19 protein-coding genes and 2 pseudogenes are annotated in these 21155 nt (G+C 68.8%); 12 read left to right on the top strand and 9 right to left on the bottom strand.

Annotated features, from left to right (window positions below):
* Window positions 1–51: 51 nt before the first annotated feature.
* Entirely contained in the window at window positions 52–1323 is a 1272-nt protein-coding gene (locus C503_RS0100735; RefSeq protein WP_026315859.1) for an MFS transporter, read from the bottom strand.
* Window positions 1324–1503: 180 nt separating this feature from the next.
* Between C503_RS0100735 and C503_RS0100730 the strand changes: the two genes are divergently transcribed.
* Window positions 1504–2082, top strand: coding sequence for an ArsR/SmtB family transcription factor (locus C503_RS0100730; RefSeq protein ID WP_026315858.1), 579 nt, complete (start codon window positions 1504–1506; stop codon window positions 2080–2082).
* A 171-nt stretch (window positions 2083–2253) separates the two neighbouring features.
* On the opposite strand, the gene C503_RS42870 is transcribed toward C503_RS0100730, so the two are convergent.
* Window positions 2254–2511, bottom strand: a complete 258-nt coding sequence (locus C503_RS42870; RefSeq protein WP_018680273.1) for a hypothetical protein — start codon at window positions 2509–2511, stop codon at window positions 2254–2256.
* On the opposite strand from C503_RS42870, the pseudogene C503_RS48800 reads away from it, so the two are divergent.
* Window positions 2472–2765, top strand: a pseudogene (locus C503_RS48800) (TetR/AcrR family transcriptional regulator C-terminal domain-containing protein); the annotation flags it as partial. The gene C503_RS42870 and the pseudogene C503_RS48800 sit on opposite strands and share 40 nt — an antisense overlap.
* A 25-nt stretch (window positions 2766–2790) precedes the next feature.
* A complete protein-coding gene (locus C503_RS47560) occupies window positions 2791–2970 on the top strand; it encodes a hypothetical protein (protein ID WP_018680272.1) in 180 nt (59 codons plus the stop codon).
* 30 nt (window positions 2971–3000) lie between these two features.
* On the opposite strand, the gene C503_RS37200 is transcribed toward C503_RS47560, so the two are convergent.
* Window positions 3001–4326 (bottom strand): cytochrome P450, encoded by a 1326-nt coding sequence (locus C503_RS37200; protein WP_018680271.1) that lies wholly within the window; start codon window positions 4324–4326, stop codon window positions 3001–3003.
* 531 nt (window positions 4327–4857) lie between these two features.
* Between C503_RS37200 and C503_RS0100710 the strand changes: the two genes are divergently transcribed.
* Entirely contained in the window at window positions 4858–6192 is a 1335-nt protein-coding gene (locus C503_RS0100710) for an alpha/beta fold hydrolase (RefSeq protein WP_018680270.1), read from the top strand.
* A 3-nt stretch (window positions 6193–6195) separates the two neighbouring features.
* Here C503_RS0100710 and C503_RS0100705 read toward each other — a convergent pair whose 3' ends face one another.
* Complete coding sequence (locus C503_RS0100705) at window positions 6196–7011, bottom strand: PaaX family transcriptional regulator (RefSeq protein WP_018680269.1); 816 nt, start codon at window positions 7009–7011, stop codon at window positions 6196–6198.
* 101 nt (window positions 7012–7112) lie between these two features.
* Between C503_RS0100705 and C503_RS0100700 the strand changes: the two genes are divergently transcribed.
* Genes C503_RS0100700 through C503_RS0100680 form a run of 5 tightly spaced genes read left to right on the top strand, consistent with a single transcriptional unit; the run spans window position 7113 to window position 12180 of the window.
* Window positions 7113–8021, top strand: a complete 909-nt coding sequence (locus C503_RS0100700; protein WP_018680268.1) for an SDR family NAD(P)-dependent oxidoreductase — start codon at window positions 7113–7115, stop codon at window positions 8019–8021.
* 1 nt (window position 8022) lies between these two features.
* Complete coding sequence (locus C503_RS0100695) at window positions 8023–8907, top strand: 4-hydroxyphenyl-beta-ketoacyl-CoA hydrolase (protein WP_018680267.1); 885 nt, start codon at window positions 8023–8025, stop codon at window positions 8905–8907.
* Window positions 8904–9362, top strand: a complete 459-nt coding sequence (locus C503_RS0100690; RefSeq protein WP_018680266.1) for a MaoC family dehydratase — start codon at window positions 8904–8906, stop codon at window positions 9360–9362. The genes C503_RS0100695 and C503_RS0100690 overlap by 4 nt, the downstream gene beginning before the upstream one ends.
* A 44-nt stretch (window positions 9363–9406) precedes the next feature.
* Window positions 9407–10705 (top strand): MFS transporter, encoded by a 1299-nt coding sequence (locus tag C503_RS0100685; RefSeq protein WP_018680265.1) that lies wholly within the window; start codon window positions 9407–9409, stop codon window positions 10703–10705.
* A complete protein-coding gene (locus tag C503_RS0100680) occupies window positions 10702–12180 on the top strand; it encodes an acyl-CoA synthetase (RefSeq protein ID WP_018680264.1) in 1479 nt (492 codons plus the stop codon). The genes C503_RS0100685 and C503_RS0100680 overlap by 4 nt, the downstream gene beginning before the upstream one ends.
* Before the next feature lie 274 nt (window positions 12181–12454).
* Here C503_RS0100680 and C503_RS0100670 read toward each other — a convergent pair whose 3' ends face one another.
* The 4 genes from C503_RS0100670 to C503_RS0100655 all read right to left on the bottom strand — a co-directional run bounded on the left by C503_RS0100670 (window position 12455) and on the right by C503_RS0100655 (window position 15897).
* The gene (locus C503_RS0100670) at window positions 12455–13327 is read right to left on the bottom strand and encodes an alpha/beta fold hydrolase (RefSeq protein ID WP_018680262.1); all 873 of its coding nucleotides are present in this window, start codon (window positions 13325–13327) and stop codon (window positions 12455–12457) included.
* A 537-nt stretch (window positions 13328–13864) separates the two neighbouring features.
* Window positions 13865–14398 carry a DUF3558 family protein gene (locus C503_RS0100665; protein WP_169514475.1) on the bottom strand — a complete coding sequence of 178 codons (534 nt, stop codon included), beginning with the start codon at window positions 14396–14398 and terminating at the stop codon, window positions 13865–13867.
* Window positions 14399–14435: 37 nt separating this feature from the next.
* Complete coding sequence (locus tag C503_RS0100660; RefSeq protein WP_018680260.1) at window positions 14436–15455, bottom strand: hypothetical protein; 1020 nt, start codon at window positions 15453–15455, stop codon at window positions 14436–14438.
* Window positions 15456–15501: 46 nt separating this feature from the next.
* Entirely contained in the window at window positions 15502–15897 is a 396-nt protein-coding gene (locus tag C503_RS0100655) for a hypothetical protein (protein ID WP_018680259.1), read from the bottom strand.
* A gap of 201 nt (window positions 15898–16098) precedes the next feature.
* On the opposite strand from C503_RS0100655, the pseudogene C503_RS44195 reads away from it, so the two are divergent.
* A pseudogene (locus tag C503_RS44195) lies at window positions 16099–16266 on the top strand (VOC family protein); the annotation flags it as partial.
* Here the strand turns inward: C503_RS44195 and C503_RS46615 are convergent.
* Window positions 16265–16846, bottom strand: a complete 582-nt coding sequence (locus C503_RS46615; RefSeq protein ID WP_169514467.1) for a hypothetical protein — start codon at window positions 16844–16846, stop codon at window positions 16265–16267. The pseudogene C503_RS44195 and the gene C503_RS46615 overlap by 2 nt on opposite strands.
* 213 nt (window positions 16847–17059) lie before the next feature.
* Here C503_RS46615 and C503_RS0100645 point away from each other — a divergent pair, with 213 nt between their 5' ends.
* Together C503_RS0100645 and C503_RS37195 are read left to right on the top strand one after the other, a co-directional pair.
* Complete coding sequence (locus C503_RS0100645) at window positions 17060–19282, top strand: choice-of-anchor P family protein (protein ID WP_156892880.1); 2223 nt, start codon at window positions 17060–17062, stop codon at window positions 19280–19282.
* Between the two features lie 370 nt (window positions 19283–19652).
* Entirely contained in the window at window positions 19653–20966 is a 1314-nt protein-coding gene (locus C503_RS37195; RefSeq protein ID WP_156892879.1) for a pentapeptide repeat-containing protein, read from the top strand.
* Window positions 20967–21155 lie beyond the last annotated feature (189 nt).

Raw genomic sequence — 21155 nt, 5'->3', positions numbered from 1 at the left:
GTCGAGAATTGCGCGAACCGTACTGGCCTGCCGCCCATCGGTCAGACGGAATTACCCAGCTTGTTCCGCTTCATCCATTGCGCGATCGGTAACCCTGGTCACGCCGATCAATGCGATGCACGCCACGACTCCCATGACTACGAACACAGAGCGGAGCCCGAAGAGTTCGGCGAGAACAGAGCCGATCGCCGTGCCCAGCGGCTTCGCGCCCCAGGTGATGACCATGGTGCCGCTGTTGACCCTGCTCAGCACATGCGGAGGGGTGATCTGCTGGCGCAGCGTCAATATGAGGACGTTGGCGATCACAATCCCCATGCCACCCGCAAAAAATGCGACGCCGATCACGTACACGTTTGCCACGATCGCAGGCATGACGATCAGAACGACGCCCAGAGAGAACGAGAGTGCAAGTGTCCTGGCGCGCCCGAACAGTCGGCAGGCCCATTCCGCCAGGAACGACCCGAACAGGCTGCCGAGCGCAATGGTTCCGACCAGAAGACCGTATCCGGCCCCATCCAACCCAAGAACAGACCGCCGACCGAATGCGTACAGTATCAAAATCGCCTGTGTCGCACTGCTCGCAATATTGAACATGCCGCCGACCACGGCGAACGTTCGCAACAACCGGTTATCGAGAAAATAGCGGAACCCGTCGGCAATGTCCGCTCGCAATGTCGTCCCCTGTGGCGCACCTCCGACTGTCCGGAATGTGCCTCCGACAAAGAGCAACAGGCCCACGGCCGCAACCCATAACACAATAGGCATGCCCAGCGCTGCACTCGCGCCGATGGCCATCAGCGCACCGGCCAACGGTGGCCCGAGCAGCTCGTTGGCCGCCAGCTGCGCTCCGAACATCCTGCCGTTGGCCCGCACCAGCCGAGCAGGTGAAACCAGCTGAGGCACAACAGACTGCGCCGCGTTGTCGTAGATCGTCTCCGCACTGCCCACACAGAAGGCGGCGCAGTACAGCGCCAGAACGGAACCATAGCCGAACAACAGTGCGGTCACCACGACGGCGAGTACCACTACGCGAAAAGTGTTCGCGACCAGCATGAGAATGCGCCGGTCACATCGGTCGACAATCGCGCCCGCAGGCAGGGCGAAGAGCAACCACGGCAGCGTGAATGCGAACGCCAAACCGCCCACGAGGATCGGCGAGCGAGTGAATCCCGTCGCCACCAGCGGCAGGGCGATCTTCAGCACCCCGTCCGCGAGGTTCGACAGCCCGGCCGTGGCCCAGAAACGCCAGTACAGCGCCCCGAGACCCCGCTGCTCGACCGACCGGGCGGCCCGCGTAGCCGAGGACACAGGGTCATCCACCATGCGATTGAGAATCACACATCGGTGGAGAAAAGTCCATCACTAGCCGTTTCGCCTGACAGATGCCCAGGCACGCGGCTCAGAGCAGCCCGACCGCCGACGGTGGACTCGGTCATCGAACCCCGCCTCGGCCATGGCGAACTGCTCGACGTCGCCGCCGGAAAGTGCGGCTAGGCTGCGCGCATGGACGAGCCGGCTACGCCTGTTGACAGTTCCGGCGCACAGCGACGACTTCCCGACACCGGGCGACCGGGCGACCACCGAGAAACCACGATGCGGGAAGCGAAGGCCCTCGCCCATCCAGTACGCCTGCGCATCCTCCGGCTGTGCTGGACGCAGGAGCTGACCAACAAGCAGCTCGCCGACCGGCTCGACAGGGACCCTGGCACGGTGTTGTACCACGTGCGGCAACTCCTCGACGCCGGTCTACTGGAGCAGGCACCGGCCCGCAACGGAGACAGCGGCGCGTTGGAAAAGCCCTACCGATCGAAGCCGAGATCGTGGTGGCTGAAGGACTCGGAAGGCGTGGACATGGCGGCCGCTTTCGCCCCCATCGACGCCTTCCAGGAAGAGCTGCGCGCGGCTGGACCAGACGCCGTTCGCACGTTCGCCAGGTTCGCCCTGCACCTGTCCCCCGAGCAGGCCGCCGAACTGGATCGTCGCATCTTCGCCATACTCGACGAATACCTCACCACCGACGACCAACGCCTCGATCAACCGGCATATGGCGGCCTGGTCGTCCTGCACAAAATTGTCGACTGACCGGCGAAATCCCAGCTACACGGCCTTCAACTACCGGCCACGCAAGCCCGTGACGGGCTAGTGCTCCGCAAGCCGGCGCTCGCGGCTGGCCGCCTTGCTCGGTTCGGATGCGGTTCCACCATTCGCGGTCACGCACTCGTGTCCGACCAGGACGCTCGCCGGTGTCCGGGATCAGCCGCGGAGCAGGATGCCGAAGGCCACCGGTGTGCCGTCCGCGAGTGCGCCGATGCCGTCGAACGCGGAGATCATGGGGAACTCGGTGAGGTATCCGGCCGCGGCGTAGTGCTCGCCGTTGACGATCGCCTTGTCGACGTTCTCGACCGCGACCGCCCGTACCCGGACGAGTACCTCGCCCGCTCGCGGCACCGGGTCCGGGAAGTCCTCGTAACGTGGCACCGCGCCCCGCTCGTTCACCACCGCTGCCTTCATCGACTGCCCCCTCGCCCACCGGGACCCGGCACGCCCTGGCCCGGCTGACCGACATGGTCGGCAGGCTCCGGCGGGCCCTGCTCGCCCACCCGGACAGCGCGCGGATCCTGTCCGCCGCGCAGCTGTCCACGCGGATGGCCGCGATCTCCGAGCTGATGATCACCGTGCTCATGGCCGACGGCGTGCCGGGGGCGACGGCCCGCATCATCGTGTCGAGCGTGCGGCTGTTCACCGTCGGCTACGTGCTGGAGGAACAGGCCCCGGCCCGACGGCGAGGCGTTGCGCGACTTCGACCCGGCCGACTTCGCCGACCGCCACCCGAACACGGCAGCCGCCATCGGCGAGTACTTCCGGGACGGCCGCACCGTGGACGATCTGTTCCGCGTCTGCCTGGCGGTGGTCGTCGACGGCGCCGTCGAGGCCGCCCGCCGCAGTGACCCTCGCGACCCCGCGCCGTGAACACCCTCCCTCATGGGAGAGCCGACCGGGTTATCGCGGGGTCAGGGTCATCATGAGGCCCTTCGGGTGGACGACGCCGGTCGCGATCGGGCGTACCGGGGCGCCGGGGGTCGGGCGTAGGCGCCAGCGTTGGCAGGCCAGGACGGCCAGGGTGGTGGTTTCCAGGAAGGCGAAGCTCTCGCCGATGCACTTGTGCACGCCGGAGCTGAACGCCAGGTACGCGCCGTTGGGGATCGCGCCCGCGCGGTCGGGGTTCCAGCGGTCCGGGTCGAAGGTTTCCGGGTTCGGGAACCAGCGCGGGTCGTGGTGCAGCAGGTAGGGGCTGTAGATCACCTCGGTGCCCGCCGGGAGCGCGGTGTCGGCGAGCACGACCGGGCGGATGGCGCGGCGCATCTGGATCCAGGAGGCGTAGAGGCGGGTGCTCTCCAGCAGGGCGTGGGTCGTCTCGGTCAGGGCGGGCAGGTCATCCGGGGTCGGCGGTCGGCCGTCGAGAACGGTGTCGATCTCGGCGAGGACGCGGCGTTCGATGTCGGGGTGGTGGGCCAGCTCGTGGAAGAACCAGGCCAGGGCCGCGCTGGTGGTCTCGACCCCGGCCAGCGTGAAGGTGATCATCTGGTCGCGGATCTGGGTGTCGGTGAGGGCGGTGCCGTCGTCGTCGCGGGCGGCGATGAGCAGCGACAGCAGGTCGCCCGCGTCCCGGTTGGCGGCGCGGTAGCCGGTGATCGCGGCATGCGCGGCGGCGTCGACACGGGCGAGGGCGCGGGTGGCACGGCGGTTGCCGGGGGTCGGCAGGGCCGCCCACCATTCCGGCAATAGCGTGCGGTTGACCATGTCGCGCAGCAGACCGGGCAGCGACTGACGGAACTCCGCGGCGGCGGGGGCGGCGACCTCCGAGCCGAACAGGCTGCGCGCCACCACGTCCGCGGCGTAGGCGTCCATGGCCTGGTTGACGTCGATGACCCGGCCGGGTGTCCAGTCCGCCATCAACGCCTCTGCCGCCGCGCGCATCGGTGCGGCGCAGGCGGCCACCGCGGTGCGGCCGAACGCCGGTTGCAGCATCCGGCGTTGCGTGCGGTGGTCCTGGCCGGTGGAGGTGGCCAGGCCGGAGCCGAGTGTCCTGGTCAGCTTGCGGGAGAAGCGACCCCGTTCGAAGTCCTGGGAGCCGGTGACCAGGACCTGTCTGGCCAGGTCGGGGGTGGTCACGACGTAGGCGGGCAGCGGGCCGAGGCGGACCTGCACCAGCGGTCCTCTGGCGGGCAGGGACCTGAGGAACTCCAATGGCCGCCGCATCAACGCCGGTGCGTGCCCCAGCACCGGCCAGGCCCCCGGCGCGCGCACCGCGTCCCGCTGGCTCATGCCATTCTCCTCTCGACCGGGCCTCCACGGTCGCCCCACCGAGCCGGGCAAAGGAAGATCCATACCCGCCGTTTCACCCGAACGAAGCCTGCTTCGACACGGTCGGCGCATCGTCGACCCGACAACCGTGGCCACCCGCTCCCCCACCGATCGGCCGGATGACGACAGTCCGCTCCTGCGGCAGCTCGGAGTCTCGCGGGCAGGCAATCCGACTCTTCCGGGCGCATTCGAACAATTGATTCCGACGCTGTTCTGGTTCTTTCGATCGGCAGGATTTCCCCGCGCAAAACCTCCTATGTGGAGTCGGATCGGCACGCGCCGAACTCCGCGACGTCGAGGCGGCTCTTCCCTGTGTACCAAGGAGACCGGTTCTGCCACAAGGGGTTGACAGTCGTCGCCCGGTCTGATGATCCTGTGCGTCGGAGGTGTCGATCGACGCGCTCCGCAGGCGCTGCCTCGATCGCAGGCGCCTTTCCTCATCATCGCACCGGCCGTGATCGGCCATGCCCTGTTCTCCGTATTGGAGGTTTCGTGCGCACACTTCGTACCCTGCTCGTCGCCACGTGTCTCGCGCTCGCCGTCCCAGCGAGCGCGCAGGCGGCGGACAGCACCCGCTACACCGGGACGTTGCCAGATGGTGCCACCTGGATCGCCGACGTCCCCGCGGCGTCCAATGGCACGACTGTCCTTTTCAGCCACGGTTTCGGGCCGTTGCAGCCCATGGACGCACCCGATCCCGCCACGCACGACGTCCTGCTCGCCCGCGGGTACACGCTCGTCGGCTCGTCCTACTCCGGGCCGTCGCTGTGGGCGACGGCGTCGGCGGTCGACGACCAGTTCGGCGCGCTCGCGGCGTTGGCCCAGCACACCGGGCCACCCAAGCGGGTCATCGCGTGGGGTCAGTCGATGGGTGGGCTGGTCAGCGCGCTGGAAGCGCAGCGCGGACGAGGGCGTGTGGACGGCGTGCTCACCACGTGCGGCCTGGTCGCGGGCGGGTTGAGCCTCAACGACTACCAGCTCGACGGCGCCTACGCGGTCAGCGAGCTGCTCGCCCCGGACCAACACATCCGGCTCGTCCGGTATGCCGACGCGCAACAGGCAGGCACCGCCGCCAACGCCCTCGCCCAAGCGACCAAGCAGGCCCAGGACACCGCGCAGGGGCGGGCGAGGACGGCCTTGGCGGCGGCGTTGTTCAACGAGCCCACCTGGTTCACCGGCTCCACGCCGCCTGGCCCGCGTGACTACCAGGCCCAACAGCGGCAACAGGCCGACGAGTTGGTCCACTTGGTACTGCCGTTCACCGTGCCCGGCAGGTACCAGGTCGAACTCGCCGCGGGCGGCGACAGTTCGGCGAACGTCGGGGTGGACTACGCGGCCGTGCTGGCCAGGAGTCCCCTGTTCGACCAGGTGGCGACGCTGTACCGGCAGGCCGGGCTGGACCTGCGCGCGGATCTCACGCGGCTGACCCGCAAGGCCGATATCCGGGCCGATCCGCAGGCCGTGCGCACCCTGGCCACGACCTCCACCGCCACCGGCGACCTCGCCGTGCCGGAGTTCACCATCCACACGATCGCCGACCAGCTCATCCCGGTACAGCACGAGGACTGGTACGCGGAGCGGGTCCGCCGGGCGGGTGACCAGAACCTGTTGCGTCAGGCCTATGTGCAGGGCACGGGCCACTGCGCGTTCCAGCCCGCCGGTTACCTGGCCGCGCTCCAGGCGCTGGAGCACCGACTGGACACCGGTTCCTGGGGTGATACCTCGCCTGCCGCGCTCAACACGGCCGCGAAGGCCAGTGGCCTGGGGACCTTCTCGCCGTACGTCCAGTACCGGCCCGCGCCGCTGACCAGGGCGTACACCGGCTGATCCTCACCGGTCCGGGATCTCGTCCAGGATCCCGGCCGCCAGTTCCGCCGCCTCGACCCGGAAGTCCGTGTCGAGGCGGCGGAACAGGTTCTGGGCCCGGATGGCAGGCCAGTCGGCGGGCAGCAGGCGGGCGGGCAGGTGCGGGTCCTGGCGGACGGCCTGCAGCCAGTCGGTGTGCAGCAGCAGCTGCCTGGCCAGGTCGTCGGGGGCCTCCTGGCGCGGGTCCGGGGTGTCCCAGGTGTCCAGGAACGCGGAGTAGCGGGCGGCGATCGTCGCGGTGTCGAACGCCTTGCGCACCAGGTCCGCGGCCTCGGTCCGGCCCGACGGGCGGGCGGTCATGACCGTGACGTGGTCGCCCAGCCCCAGTCGGTCGACGATGGCCGTGACGTCGCGCTCCCCGGCGGCGATCCACAGGCCGTTCTGCAGCAGGCCGAACCCCGCCCAGCCGAGCTGGGTGCGCAGGTCGTGGCGGTCGCCGCGGCGGTTGTCCGGCAGCGAGAAGCCGACCAGGGTCCACTCCCGACCGGGGTCGTCGTTGACCGCGCCGGTGTCCCAGATCCGCCGCCTGCCGTCCGCGAGCACCTCGGCGGAGCGGTCGGTGAGTCCGAAGTAGACCTTGCGGCCGCTGCGGTGCCTGGTCAGCAGGCCGCGGCCCGCCATCCTGGTCAGGGTGGAGCGGGCGGCCTCCTCGGACACGCCGATCCGGGCGAACACGTCGATCACGCTTCCGGAGTAGACGGCCACGTCGCGCCCCAGTACGTGCAGGCCCAGGAAGTTCAGCATCAGGGACTGGGGCCGGGGGCCGAGCGCGTCTGTCATGTCCGGCAGCGTAACCCGCGTGAAGTTGGGCAGATTCTTGACGGCCGCTTCCAAAGTGCCGTACTTTTGGCGGACCCCGGACCCCACTGGAAGGCGGCGAGATGGATCTGTCGGGCAAGGTCGCGATCGTCACCGGCGCGGGCCGCGGCCTGGGCCGGGCCTACGCCATGGCACTGGCCGAGGCGGGCGCGGCGGTCGTGGTCAACGACGTCGACTCCGATGCCGCGCACGAGGTCAGGACGGCGATCATCACCTCGGGCGGCCGCGCGGCCGCCGTCGTCGCCCCGGTCGGCACCGACGACGTGGCGCGCGCGCTGGTCGGCGCCGCCGTGCACAACTTCGGCAGACTCGACGTGCTGGTCGCGAACGCGGGCATCCTGCGCGACCGGGTGCTGTGGAAGATGACCGACGAGGATTTCGACGACGTCCTGAGAGTCCACTTGCGAGGGACGTTCGCCTGCGCCAGGGCCGCCGCGATCCGCCTGCGCGAGCAGGGCGACGGCGGTCGGCTCATCCTCGTCGGCTCGCCCGCGGGCCAGCGCGGCAACTTCGGGCAGACGAACTACGCCGCCGCCAAGGCCGGGATCGCCGCCATGGCCCGCACCTGGGCCCTCGAACTGGCCCGCGCGAAGATCACCGTCAACGCCGTCGTGCCGATCGCCGTCACCGACATGACCAGGACCATCCCCGCCTTCGCCGAGGCCATCGACGAAGCCGAGCGCACCGGCGAACCGCTACCCGACTGGCTGCGCCGGGAGGAGGGCCTCGGCAGCCCGGAGGACGCCGCCCCGTTGGTGGTCTATCTGGCCTCCGACGCGGCGAAAAGCATCACCGGCCAGGCGATCGGCATCGGCGGCGACAAGCTCGCGCTGTGGTCGCACCCGGCCGAGAAGGCCGTCGCCTACGCCGACGGCGGCTGGACCGCCGACGCGATCGCGCGTGTCTGGTCCGCCGGGATCGGCGCCGAGCCCGAGACCTATGGCATCCCGGCACCGAAGCAGGGTCCCTGACATGGCGATCGCCCTCGACGACCTGACCGCCATCGACGTGCACACGCACGCCGAGATCTCCCGGGACGGCCACGCCTCGCTCGACCCGGAGCTGCTCGCCGCCTCGGCGAAGTACTTCAAGGGCCACGAACATCGGCAGCCCACGATCGCGGAGATGGCCGCCTACTACCGGGAACGCCGGATGGCGGCCGTCGTGTTCACAGTGGACGCCGAGCACGCCACCGGCCACCCCAGGATCCCGAACGAGGAGATCGCGGAGGACTGCGCCGAGCACGCGGACGTGCTCATCCCGTTCGCCAGCGTCGACCCCTGGCGCGGGAGAGCGGGCGCGCGGGAGATCCGGCGACTGGTGACCCGGCACGGCGTGCGCGGCTTCAAGTTCCACCCCAGCCTCCAGGGGTTCGACCCGAACGACCGCATGGCCTACCCGCTGTACGAGGCGATCGAGGAGCTGGGCGTGCCCGCCCTGTTCCACACCGGACAGACCGGTATCGGCGCGGGCGTGCCGGGCGGCGGCGGGATCCGGCTGCGCCACTCGAACCCGATGCTGGTCGACGACGTCGCCGTCGACTTCCCCGAGCTGGCGATCATCCTGGCGCACCCGTCGTTCCCCTGGCAGGACGAGGCGCTGGCCGTGGCCACGCACAAGCCGCACGTCTACATCGACCTGTCCGGCTGGTCCCCCAAGTACTTCCCGCCCCAGCTCGTGCGCTACGCCAACACCCTGCTCAAGGACAAGGTCCTGTTCGGATCCGACTACCCGGTGATCACCCCCGACCGGTGGCTGGCGGACTTCGCGAACCTCGACATCGACCCGGATGTGCGCCCCCGCATCCTCAAGAACAACGCGGCCCGGTTGCTCGGCCTCGGAAAGGACACCCGATGACCACGACCGTCACCGGCATCGCCGCCCTGCGCGAACTCACCGGAACCGATCTCGGCGCGGGCGAGTGGGTCCAGGTGACCCAGGACCGGGTGGACCGGTTCGCCGACGCCACCGACGACCACCAATGGATCCACACCGATCCCGAACGGGCCGCGGACGGGCCGTTCGGCGGCACCATCGCGCACGGGTACCTGACGCTGTCGCTGCTCATCCCGCTGTTCAGCGACCTGCTGCGGGTGGCGGGCGTGCGGATGAGCGTCAACTACGGACTCGACAAGGTCCGTTTCCCCGCCCCGGTGCCGGTGGGCGCGAAGATCCGCCTGCACGGACGCGTCGCCGAGGCCGTGGAGGTGCCCGACGACGGCGTACAGCTCGTCTGCGATCTCACCGTGGAACTGGCGGGCGCGGCCAAGCCCGCCTGCGTCGCCCGAGCCGTCTACCGGCACTACGCCTGACAGCGGAAACCCGAACTCCCCACCTCAACGACGAGGGGCCCGCCATGACCGACTCCCCCACGCGGTTACGCCGCGCAGTGGCCTCCAGCTTCCTGGGCAGCGTCATCGAGTACTACGACTTCCTGCTCTACGCCACGGCCTCGGCGGTGGTGTTCGGCAAGGTCTTCTTCCCCGGCCTGGACCCCGGACTGGCCACGGTCGCCAGCTTCGGCACCTTCGCCACCGGGTACCTGGCCCGGCCGCTGGGCGGGCTGGTGTTCGGCCATTTCGGGGACCGACTCGGTCGCAAGCGGATGCTGGTGCTGACCATGTCCCTGATGGGCGGGGCCAGCATCCTGATCGGCCTGCTGCCCGACTACGCGACGATCGGCACCGCCGCGCCGATCCTGCTCGTGCTGCTGAGGATCGTGCAGGGCGTGTCGGTGGGCGGTGAGTGGGGCGGCTCGGTCCTGCTGTCGGTCGAACACGCGGAGTCCCGTCGCGGGTTGTGGGCGGGATTCACCAACGCGGGCGGCCCGGCCGGGACCCTGCTGTCCACACTGGCACTGTCGGTCACCGCGAAACTCACCTCCGAGGCCGACTTCCTCGCCTGGGGCTGGCGGATCCCGTTCCTGCTCAGCGCGCTCCTGCTGGCGGTGGGCCTGTTCGTCCGCGCTCGGGTCGAGGAGACCCCGGCGTTCGTCGCGGCAACCCAACAGGGCCGACGGCGACGGCTGCCCGTCCTGGCCGTGCTGCGGGAGCGGCCCAAGGCTCTGCTGCTCGGGATCGGCATCGGGCTGGCCGCGTTCGTCTTCCAGGCGACCCTGACCACGTTCGTGTTGTCCTACGGGGTGAAGGTCGGGCACACGCGACAGGACGTGCTGGACGCGTTGACGATCTCCTCGGCGATCGCGGTGGTCGGCGTGCTGGGCTGGGCGGCGCTGTCCGACCTGTTCGGCAGGCGGCCGGTGATGCTGACCGGGGCGGTGCTGATCGCGGTGTTCGGGTTCGCGTTGTTCCCGCTGGTCCGCTACGGCGAACAATCGTCGCTGGTGCTTGCGTTGGCGGTGGGCCAGGGCGTGCTGCACCCGATGCTGTTCGGTCCGATGGCCGCCCTGTACACGGAGCTGTTCGCCACCGAGACCCGCTACACCGGCGCCTCCCTCGGCTACCAGCTGGCCGGGCTGGGCGCCGGGTTCGCCCCGCTGATTTTCGCCGAGTTGCAGCGCAGCTCGGTGGACACGCTGCCGGTATCGTGGACGATCGCCGTGTTCTGCGCTCTGTCGGCGGTATGTGTGCTCGCGATCCGGGAAACCGGCCGCGGCATGCTCGCCCCGGAGCTGGTCGAGTCGGACGGGAGGTGACCGTGCACGCGATCGGCGAGTGGCCCGCCCGACGAGCCATGATGAGCCCGGACCGCACCGCCCTGCTGCACGCGGGCAACCGGACCACCTACGCCCAACTGGCCCGGCGCGTCGACCGGCTGGCGGCCCGACTGGTCGCCGAGGGTGTACAGCGCGGCGACCGGGTCGCCTACCTCGGCCCCAACCACCCGGCGTTCGTGGAGGCCCTGTTCGCAACCGCCCTGGCCGGGGCGATCTTCGTGCCGCTCAACTGTCGGCTGACCGCGGCCGAACTGTCCTATCAGCTCGACGACGCGGAACCGGCCGTCCTGATCCACGATCCCGGCCACCCGCCGCCCGACCGCTCACGCACGACGCTCACGCTGGGCCCGGAGTACGAGGCCTGGCTGGCGGGCGAAGGCGAGCCGGTCGACGTGCTGGTGCGCTCCGACGACATCGCGCTCGTCATCTACACCTCCGGCACCACCGGACGCCCCAAGGGCGCGATGCTCAGCCACGCCAACCTGATCTGGAACACGGTCAACCTGCTGGCGGGCGTGGACGTGGCCGCGGACGAGGTCACCCTGATCTCGGCCCCCCTGTTCCACATCGCCGCGCTCGGCCAGACCCTGCTGCCGACCCTGCTCAAGGGCGGCACCGCGCTGATCACCCCCGGCTTCGACCCCGAGACCTGCCTGGACCTGATCGAACACCACCGCGTGACCTGGATGTTCGGCGTCGCCACGATGTTCGCCGCGCTGGCCGCCACCACTCGCTGGGACACCGCCGATCTGTCCTCACTGCGTTCGCTGATGTGCGGCGGCGCGCCGGTGCCGGAATCGCTGATCCGCGCCTACCAGGAGCGCGGGCTCGTCTTCTGCCAGGGCTACGGCATGACCGAGACCGCGCCGGGCGTGACGTTCCTGGAGGCGAGCCAGAGCGCGGCGCACGTCGGCTCGGCGGGGGTGCCGGTGGCCTTCACCGACGTGCGGCTCTCGGACTCCGGCGAGATCGAGGTCAGCGGACCCAACGTGACCCCGGGCTACTGGCGCGACCCGACGGCGACCGCGGCCGCCTTCACCGATGACGGCTGGTTCCGCACGGGGGATCTGGCCTGTGTGGACGCACATGGGCACTACCGGATTATCGGGCGCCGCACGGACATGTACATCTCCGGCGGCGAGAACGTGTACCCGGCCGAGGTCGAGAATGCCTTGCACGCCCATCCGCACGTCGCCGACGCGGCGGTCATCGGGGTTCCCGATACTCGATGGGGCGAGACCGGGCACGCGTTCGTGGTTCACACCCGTACCGGCACGGTGACGCGCGCGGACTTGCGTGCTTTTCTGCGTGAGCGGCTTGCCGGCTACAAGGTGCCTACCTATTTCACCTTCGTGCGGGAACTGCCTCGCACGGCGTCCGGGAAGGTGCACAAGGGCACCCTCCGCACGCGAGCGGATTGCGCCGAGGAGGGCACGGACTCGCCGATACCTTGACCGGGGTGGATCCGGCATCGAGCCTTGACTTGCGTAGCACTTCATCGCACAACAGCAGGCGCCGCGGCGCGGTCCCGTCGATCAGGCGAGCCCGTTGCCGCGCAGCCAGTCGAGCAGTTCTCTGCGGTGTCGCTCCTCCCGACTCCACGCCACCTCGACTACCGGGGTGGTGTCGGCGGAAATCCACCACATCCGCACCACGAACTCCTCGAACCACGCCTCGATATGCCCTTGGGGTCGCCGGTAGCGCGAGGCCGTCGAGCGGATAGAGACGTCAGCGGTTCGTGGTCGCGTTGTCCGCGATGGCCTGGATCAGCCGGGGCCAGAGGGGTTCGGGCAGGTCGTGGCCCATGTCGGGCAGTTCGAGATACGTCGAGTCCGGGATGGCGTCGTGGGTGGCTCGGCCGCCGGTGACGTTGATCAGGGTGTCCTCCGCGCCGTGGATGACCTGGGTGGGTACGGACAGCTCGCGCAGGTCGGCGGTGCGGTTGGCGGCCACGGAGATCGCGGTGAACTGGCGGCGGGCGCCCGCGGGGTGGAACGAGCGGTCGTAGGAGGCGGCCGCCAGTTGGAGACGGCGTTCGCGCTCGGTCTCGGCATGGGTCTTCGAGCCGATGATCCGGTAGATGTTGGCGATGTGCTCGATGGCGTCGTCGCGGTCGGGGGGCGTGGGCTCCAGCAGGGCCAGGGCGGCCTCCGCGCTCGGGCCGCCGACCAGACGGTTGCCGGTGGTGCTCATGATCGAGCACAGGGTGCGGACCCGCTCGGCGTGGTGGATGGCGACGAGCTGGGCGACCATGCCGCCCATCGACGCGCCGACGACGTGCGCGGACTGGACCTCCAGGTGGTCGAGCAGGCCGACGGTGTCGGCGGCGAGGTCGGTCAGCAGGTAGGCGGGCCTGGCCAGGGTGGCCTCCTCCTGGGCGCGCATGTCGATCTTCTCCGACAGGCCGCAGTCGCGGTTGTCGAAGCGGATGACCCGGAAACCCCGCTCCCCCAGGGCCGTGACGAACTCCTCCGGCCACAGGATCAGCTGCGAGTTCAACCCCATGATCAGCACCAGCGGCTCGCCGTCCGGGTCGCCCTCGTCGCGGTACCAGAGGCGGATACCGTTGGCGATCGCGTAGTCCCCAGTCTCCTCAGGCATGGTGGAGACACTCCCTTCCGGAGCGAAGACGCCGCACCACAAGCGGAAGCGGCGGGATGAACCCCTCGGCCGAGGCGGACCGGTGCATCGCCTCGACTGGCGATACTGATCCCGGACCGGAAACCCCGGCAAGATCATTCACCGGGTCGCGTCCCGGATACCCCCATTCGCCACGACCCGATCCACCCCGAGTCATCCGAGTCCCCTGGGTAGGCCGAAAGATGATCACTCGCACGGGTCAACGCGCGATCGGTGCGGCCGCCAGGGTCGTGGGGTACGACTCCGGGTGTAGACCGACTGGCGAGTGGTGTTGTAGAAGTCTTTGTAGGCGCGGGCCAGGGTCTCCCAGGCGGGCCGGTCGTCGGGGCGCAGTCGACGGACTTCGATCATGGGTCGATCAAACCATCATCTACCGGCCAGGTCGGGGACGCGCCGCAGGCGGTGGGTGGCGGTGGCGAAGACCAGGGCGAGCTGCGTACGTGCCTGTCGGGGGCAAAGGTTCGCGGGGAAGCTGCATCCGCAACGCTATGGTTCCGGCTACCCGTCTGCGCGGGCGGTAGCCAGTACTGCCGCGGCAAGTTTCTGGGCTTGATCGCACGTGTCGTGGGTGGGCTTTCCGTCGTTGTAGCGGATTCGGGTGTTGATGTAGTGGGTGGCATCCAGCTCGACAGCCGTGTCACACCAGCCTGGGCCCTTCTCTACTTGGTAGACGATCGCTGCGGCGCCGTCGATCTCGGTGGGCTGCCAGCGGGTAGGTGACAGCCGGCCTTTCTCGTGTTCGGCACGGAGGTCGTCCAACCCCCGGCCGCCCCAGAACCACACCTGCACCATCGGCACGGTTTTCAGGCCCGACAGCGTGCAAGGATTACCAAGGTCGCTCGTATGGCGGTCGCGGTCGTCGAGGTGGAGCCCCTCACTCTCCAACTCCACCCGTTGCTGATCGGTGACACCCAGACACGGGTCAGCAACGAACGTACTCCACGGCGGTGCGGTGGTCGCGGTCGTCGTCGGGGATGGCGTTTGCGTGACCTGTGTCCGAGTATGAGAAGTGCACGCGGTCAGCAACAACACCGCGCAGAGCAAACCTGTCCCCCGCGAGGGCATCGGATCACACCTTAAGGTAGTTTCGGTAGTGTGGCACGATTCTGGTGAACTCTGTCGTGCCGACGACCTGTCGATATTCGCGGCCGTCGCGGAGCTCTTGTAGGCGGTGCCGCATGTCGTCGATGAGTTGTCGCACCGCGTCGGTGGCGTCCTGTTCGATCTTTTTCACGGCGTCGGAGTACTGCCGCACCACATCCCGAAGGTGGACGTGGTGGTCGAGGTTGAGCGGTATCCGGTTGCCTTCCACGGACGCCTGCTTGATCACGTCGGCGACCAACGTGGCGAACACGACCATCGACATGCCCTGGGTGACCACCGTGGCCGCCACCGAGCCGATCCCCATGAGCAGGATCGAGGTGAAGTTGAAGGCGAATCCGCCACCGGTCGATGCGTCCGGGCGGTGGTTGAGGAAGCTTTCGGTGAGGCCGCGGGTCAGTGCCGTGATGTCCTCGGCCGCTTTCCTGAAGATCGCTCGATACTTGCCCAGGCACTCGGCGACCACGAAACAGCAGTTCTCGGTGTAGATCTGGTACCTGATGAAGTCGTTCTCGAACGCGTAGGCCGCGAATGGATCCCGTGGGTCGTTCCACTGCTTGCGCATCTCGGACCAGTCGTTCCGCGCCGAGTTCATCTCCGGATAGGTCACCCTTTCGTACGGCACCTCGACGCTCGGTGGCCTACTGGAGGCGTAGGTGAAGCAGCCCTTGGCGAGTTTGGCGTAGGTCGCGTCGAGGGTGGCGTCGTCGATGCCGGTGACTGCCTCGGCCGACAGGAACAGGTCGGCGGGGCGGTCTCGATAGTCCTCGATGGCCGACACCGTCTCGAACTCGCGGTTCTGGTCCAGGTACGGATCGCGGTGGGCACGTTCGTCCTCGATGGTCGCCGGGTTGGGGGCTTCGCGCATGGTCTGGGTGGAGCGGTAGATCCTTGGGCCGTCGTTCGTGGTCGGGTCGAGCAGGTAGTTCAGCCACGAACTCAGCTCGGCCACGGCGGTCGACAGTTCCGGATCGGTGCGGCTGTCCACGCAGGACTCCGGCTGTGGGCCGCGTCCGGGAGGGAGAACCATGGTGTCAACGTCCCCGTTCGCGGTCGATGCGGCGGAATTGTTCCGCGTTGGCCTCGTCTGTGCGCACTGCCCAGTCGATGTGGGCTTCCAATGCCGCGCGGTACTCAGCAAGTGAGGCCGCCAGTTCGTCCTGGTCGGCGCTCAGTTGTCGGAGCTGGTACTCGGCTTCGTTGAAGAAGGAGCTGCTCGCCGCCTTCAGGTCTCCGTGTCCGGGGCCGCCGGACCACCCGGGCGCGCTACCGATATGTGCTGCGGCGATATCACCGTGCGCCGACTTGACCTGGGCGGCGATGCCGCCCAGCTGGTCGATCACCGGGGTGAGATACAACCGAATACCTTCCCGCATCGCCTCCGGGTTGAGTTGGTAGTAGTCCTCGGGCTTAGTGCCAGGCGGATTCATGCGTCCCCGATCCGACTCCGTCCATCGCGGGGCACAGGATGGCAACCATTGCACCGGCGCACTGCGGATCCACGCCAAGATCCGCCATACGGGTTACCCGCGTGCGCCATTCAGGCACCGCGAGGACGCTTGGGCCGCTCCGGGGACAATCCTGACTCGATCGGCTATGCGCCGGCGTTGTCATCGCGTAGGGAGTGGATCGAGACGAAGCCGATCGCGTTCGCCCTGCGCGACGTCGTTCCCGGCACCGATCTCGATTCCGCCGCCCAGCCCGGCGTCGGTGCCGCGATCCGGCTGCACGCGACGGACGTCCAGGACGTTCACGACGCGCTCGTCGCCGGTGGCCAACAGCCGCGAATGTCGCCGGTCAGTCGATATGAACGATATCGAGGAGTGCTCTGGCGGTGTTTATCGCTATTGTTCGGGCTTGGTCGTCGGTTGCCTGGGCCGGTGAATAGTAATGCACGGTGAGCACCACATTGGATTTTCGGGCGACAAGGATGACCAGGCTGCCGTGGGCGCTGATCCTGGCCTCGTCGCCGAGGTCGCGCACCGGGGTGTCGGCGCCGAGGGTCAGGGACGTGTTCGGGGCGGCGGGACGGGTGACACGTGATGCGGTTTCGTGTTTTGCCCGTTCGGTGGCGCTGTGATTTCCCACTCGTCGACAGAGGGAATACTGCGCGTCGAGTAGGGGCAATCCGTCGGTTGTGCCCCAGGCGCAATTGGCGCCTTCGGTGCCATCCGACGCCGTGAGTCGGGTCGGCAAGCCGGGTGTCGGCAAGGCCGGAAGCGTGGGGCACGAAGTGGGCAGGTCGGCTGCTTCGTGCCTGGTAGGCCACCATGGGCTGAGCCATGGACGGTAGCTCAGGGCGACGGCGATGGCGAGGATGACGACGGCCACGACCGTGGTCCACACGATCCGCCGACAGGGTCGGGCGGCGTCGCTCATCGGCCCTCCAGTGTGTTGTTTCGGGCAGCTTAGTCGAATTACTCCATTCGAGTGATTGAGTCGACTTCAGGTTGACCCGCAGTATATGTCGAGCGTTGCCTTGTGGTTCCGGAGTCCAATCCGGACAGGGGGCGTACGGGGGCGATCACTCTCTATCTGTTGTCGTGCATTGCCGGTTGCCGTGCGCCTGCTGAACAACCATCCTTTGGGGGAATGGTAGTGGGTTCGTATCGGGGGAAACGCCGCGCCAGAGGCATGGCGATCGTCGCCGCGCTGTTGACGGTCGCGGCGTGTTTGACCATTGTTCAGCCTGCCGCTGCGGCGGGCTTCACCAACAACGCGCTCGGGGACGCGGTCGTCGCGACCATTGTCGATCGTGAGTACCACAACTGTCTCGACAGTGACTACAACGGAAACGTCTACCTCAACCCGTGTGGCTACCAGGACTACTACCAGCACTGGCAGGCGGTCGGCCACACGCTGGTGAATGTCCAGACCGGACGGTGCCTGGACAGCAACGAGGCGGGTGACGTCTACACCCTGATCTGCAACGGCAGTCCGTACCAGGAGTGGGGCGGCGGTGGCGACCATCTGGTCGGCAACCGGAAGACGCTGTTGGCCGTGACCGCCGTGGACGCGCACTCGGTGCACGCCTACGGGCCGCTCGGTCTGGACTCGCAGCTCTGGGACACGCACCTGACCGACGGTGTCTGCGATCCCGACCCGCTGGCGATGAAGGTCGACCAGGTCCTGGACGACACCTGGACGCAGATCGAGGACACGCAGCAGAGCACGGAAGGCATCGCCGGGCCGTGGGACTGGTCGGTGACCAGGGGCCTGGGCACGCACGTCCAGGCCACGACGAGCGCCACGGTCGGGGCCGACTTCGCCGTGGGGCAGTTCAAGGTGGCCGCGTCGGGGACGATCACCGAGGGCGTGACCGACGACATGACCTACAGCGTGACCGCGCCGTTCCACGCGATCGTCCCCAAGGGACAGGTCATGTACGCGAACTACGGCATCCACGAGCACAACGTCCAGTTCCACTGGCACCGCAGCGCGAAGGACTGCCGCGATCTGGAAAGTGGACAGTACAAACTGACCGTTCCGTACGCACAGGGCTTCTACTGGAACTGCGACACGCGCCTGGACGCCAACTGCAAGCAGGCGATCCTGGACGCGAACACGAAGACCGGCAACCTGGCCCAGCTGGAAGAGGCGTTCTACCCGTTCTACGGCCTGCTCAAGCCGGGACCGCAGGAGCCGCCGACGGAACCGGTGCGGAAGGCGACCAGTGTCGGCTACACCGGTCCGAGCACGGCGTCCTATCACGACTCCGTCAACCTGTCGGCCCGGGTGACCAGCGAGGGCAAGCCCGTCGGCGCGGGCCTGGTCACCTTCACGCTCGGTCGGAGCAGCTGCGTCGCCGGGGTGAACTCGGCCGGGGACGCGTCCTGCCCGGTCACCATCACCGACACGCCCGGCGCGGCAGTCGTGCGGGTCGACTACGCGGGCACGCCGGACTACTTCCCCAGTTCGACCACCGCACCGTTCACGATCACCAAGGAGCCGACGAAGCTCGCCTACACCGGCACGAAGCACATCGCCAACGGCGAGCCCGCCAGGCTCTCGGCCGTGCTCGCCGAGAACGGGCGCACCACCGCTCCCATCGCGGGCGCCACGGTGCACCTGACGCTCGGCGACGGGGCGACCCAGCAGGCCTGTGACGCGACCACGGACACCGCCGGTGCCGCCCAGTGCGACATCCCGTCGGCGAACCAGCCGCTGAACGACACCGCGACGGTGCCGGTCGGGGCGACGTTCGCGGGCGACGCGTTCTACCTGCCGTCGAATGATTCGGCGCAGGGCCGGTTGCAGTACTACACCGGGCAGGCCACCGGGCTCACCGCCACGGTGAACATCCCGCTGGCGCCGCTGAAGCTCGGCCCGACACCGGACACGGGGCGGATCCGCACCGCGACCGCGTCGCGGACCAGCACGCCGTGCACGGCGTCGATCGATGCCGTGGTGATCAGCGCGCACGCGCTGTGCCCGCAGGTCGCCACCACGCTGAACCCGGGCACGATGTCCTCCACGGTGCACGTGGACGATGTCCGGATCGGACTGCCGGGCCTGCCGGTGATCGACATCAACGGGTTGACCGCGACCTCGACCAGCACCTGCGCCGGGGCCACCGGTTCGGCGACCATGACGCTGTCCATCGGCGGCGACCAGGTGGCCGTGCCGACCGCGCCGAACAGCACCATCCCGTTGCCCGGCGGCGGGCGGATCGTGGTCAACGAGCAGTCGCCGGTCGCGGACGCCGAGTTCGGGCTGACCGAGAACGCCGTGCACATCATCGTGCCCGGTCTGCTCGGAAACACGGCCGACATCACCGTCGGTTCGGCGGTCAGTGCCGCGCACAACTGCTCATAGCACCACTGCTCTTCCGACCGGAGGAGCAGCCCGACTCGTGAACACCGGCCCTGTCCGCTTACCCGGACAGGGCCGTTCGCGTGGGCGAGGCCACCCAGTCAGGCCGAGCAGGACGCGGCTCGACACGCTGATCCCCGGACCGGTTCCGCAGGTGAAAGGTCCACCGCGAAAGGGGACGCCGGATGTCGAGCGACCACCACCCCACCAGCCGACCCGCGCGTTTCGTCGGCGTCGCCACCCGATCGGCGGATGGTTGGCGCTCACAGCGGCGGATGGGCGCGAGGCTGGGGTGGTGAAAACCGACTTGGCGCGCCGCCGGAGACCGGCCGGGCGTGGTGGCTCCGGGCCCGTGGACTACACCGTGCTCTCCGTGAAAGTGATCATCGCCTGGGCGGTGGTGATCGTGGCGGTGGGCGGCGCGGTGACCGCATGGCTGCTGATGGGCCATCCCGACCGCGACACCGAGGCGAACCGGCTCAAGCTCGACGCGATCCGCACGGCCGGGTCGATCGTGGTGGGTACCGGTGGAGCGGCGGCGCTGCTGCTCGCGGCGCGGAAGCAGCGGAGCACCGAGATCGCGCTGCGGCAGAAGGACCGGGACCAGGCCGATGCCGCGCTCGCGTTCGCGCTGCAGCAGCGGGTCGCCGCCGACACCCGGGACGACGCGGCCGCGCGGCGGATCACCGACCTCTACACCAAGGCCGTGGAGCTGCTCGGCTCGCCGCACGCGCCGGTCCGGCTCGGCGGCCTGTACGCGCTGGAGCGGCTGGCACAGGACAATCCCGGGCAGCGGCAGACGATCGTCAACGTGTTGTGCGCGTGCCTGCGGATGCCGTGCGAGCTGGCCGACGACGCGGGTGACGAGCTGCCGGTGGAGGACGTCGAGCGGGCGTTCCTCTCGACCCACCACGAGCGGCTGCAGGAGCGCGAGGTCCGCCTGACCGCGCAGCGCCTGCTCACCGCGCACCTGTCCCCCGGCGACCGGCCGGACGCCCCGCTGCCGACGTTCTGGCGCGACATCGACCTGGACCTGACCGCGGCGACCCTGGTCGGCTTCAGCCTGCGCCACTGCACTGCACGGACGGTGGTCCTCCGCTCGGTCACCTTCACCGGCTACGCGGACTTCGCCTCGGCCACCTTCACCGGTGACGCCGACTTCGGCGGGACCACGTTCACCGGCGGCGCCAACTTCGGCGCGACGACCTTCGCAGGCGACGTGGACTTCGAGTGGACCACGTTCACCGAATACGTCAACTTCGAGGCGGCGGCCTTCGCGGCCGCGGACTTCGAGTGGAGCACGTTCGCCGACGGCGCCGATTTCGAGTCGGCCCGGTTTGTCCGGGCCGCCAACTTCGGCTCGGCCACGTTCACCGACGGCGCGGACTTCGAGGACACCGTCTTCCACGACGGCGCGAACTTCGGTGCCGCGACGTTCACCGGCTATGCCGACTTCCGCACCACCGTCTTCAGCGGAGCCACCAACTTCGGTGCCGCGACCTTCACCACCAACGCGGACTTCCAGGGCGCGGAGTTCTGCCCGTTGCCTGCCCAGCGCACGGACTCGTCCGCTGTCTCGCAGACCGACCTCACGCCGCACGTCGACTTCCATAGCACGACTTTCGAACGGGGCATCCCACCGGAATTGACCCGCTTCACCGACCATCCCGACACATCCGCTCCCTGACCTGCCTACCTCTGCGACCATGGGTACCGCTACCTGCCACTTCAGAACAGCACGCAAGCGAATCTCCTGTGGCACTGTCCATTTCCGCCGTAATTCCGGCGGGTTGCCGGGAGCGGCATGGCCCTAGACCAGGCATGCGAATTGTGTTCGCGGGCAGGATCACCCGATCGGTGGCGGTGTCTCCGCAGG

The organism is Actinokineospora enzanensis DSM 44649 (assembly GCF_000374445.1).
GTDB lineage: Bacteria > Actinomycetota > Actinomycetes > Mycobacteriales > Pseudonocardiaceae > Actinokineospora > Actinokineospora enzanensis.
This window is presented reverse-complemented; position numbering and strand designations above follow the sequence as displayed.

Bases quoted from the DNA above. Each gene is read 5' to 3' on its own strand.
- C503_RS37200 (WP_018680271.1), bottom strand. From the start codon at position 4,326: ATGAGCCAGCGGGACGCGGTGCGCGCGCCGGGGGCCTGGCCGGTGCTG.
- C503_RS0100730 (WP_026315858.1), top strand. From the start codon at position 1,504: ATGGACGAGCCGGCTACGCCTGTTGACAGTTCCGGCGCACAGCGACGA.
- C503_RS0100670 (WP_018680262.1), bottom strand. From the start codon at position 13,327: ATGCCTGAGGAGACTGGGGACTACGCGATCGCCAACGGTATCCGCCTC.
- C503_RS0100700 (WP_018680268.1), top strand. From the start codon at position 7,113: ATGGATCTGTCGGGCAAGGTCGCGATCGTCACCGGCGCGGGCCGCGGC.
- C503_RS0100685 (WP_018680265.1), top strand. From the start codon at position 9,407: ATGACCGACTCCCCCACGCGGTTACGCCGCGCAGTGGCCTCCAGCTTC.
- C503_RS46615 (WP_169514467.1), bottom strand. From the start codon at position 16,846: ATGAGCGACGCCGCCCGACCCTGTCGGCGGATCGTGTGGACCACGGTC.
- C503_RS42870 (WP_018680273.1), bottom strand. From the start codon at position 2,511: ATGAAGGCAGCGGTGGTGAACGAGCGGGGCGCGGTGCCACGTTACGAG.
- C503_RS0100645 (WP_156892880.1), top strand. From the start codon at position 17,060: ATGGTAGTGGGTTCGTATCGGGGGAAACGCCGCGCCAGAGGCATGGCG.
- C503_RS0100695 (WP_018680267.1), top strand. From the start codon at position 8,023: ATGGCGATCGCCCTCGACGACCTGACCGCCATCGACGTGCACACGCAC.
- C503_RS0100735 (WP_026315859.1), bottom strand. From the start codon at position 1,323: ATGGTGGATGACCCTGTGTCCTCGGCTACGCGGGCCGCCCGGTCGGTC.
- C503_RS0100705 (WP_018680269.1), bottom strand. From the start codon at position 7,011: ATGACAGACGCGCTCGGCCCCCGGCCCCAGTCCCTGATGCTGAACTTC.
- C503_RS0100655 (WP_018680259.1), bottom strand. From the start codon at position 15,897: ATGAATCCGCCTGGCACTAAGCCCGAGGACTACTACCAACTCAACCCG.
- C503_RS0100690 (WP_018680266.1), top strand. From the start codon at position 8,904: ATGACCACGACCGTCACCGGCATCGCCGCCCTGCGCGAACTCACCGGA.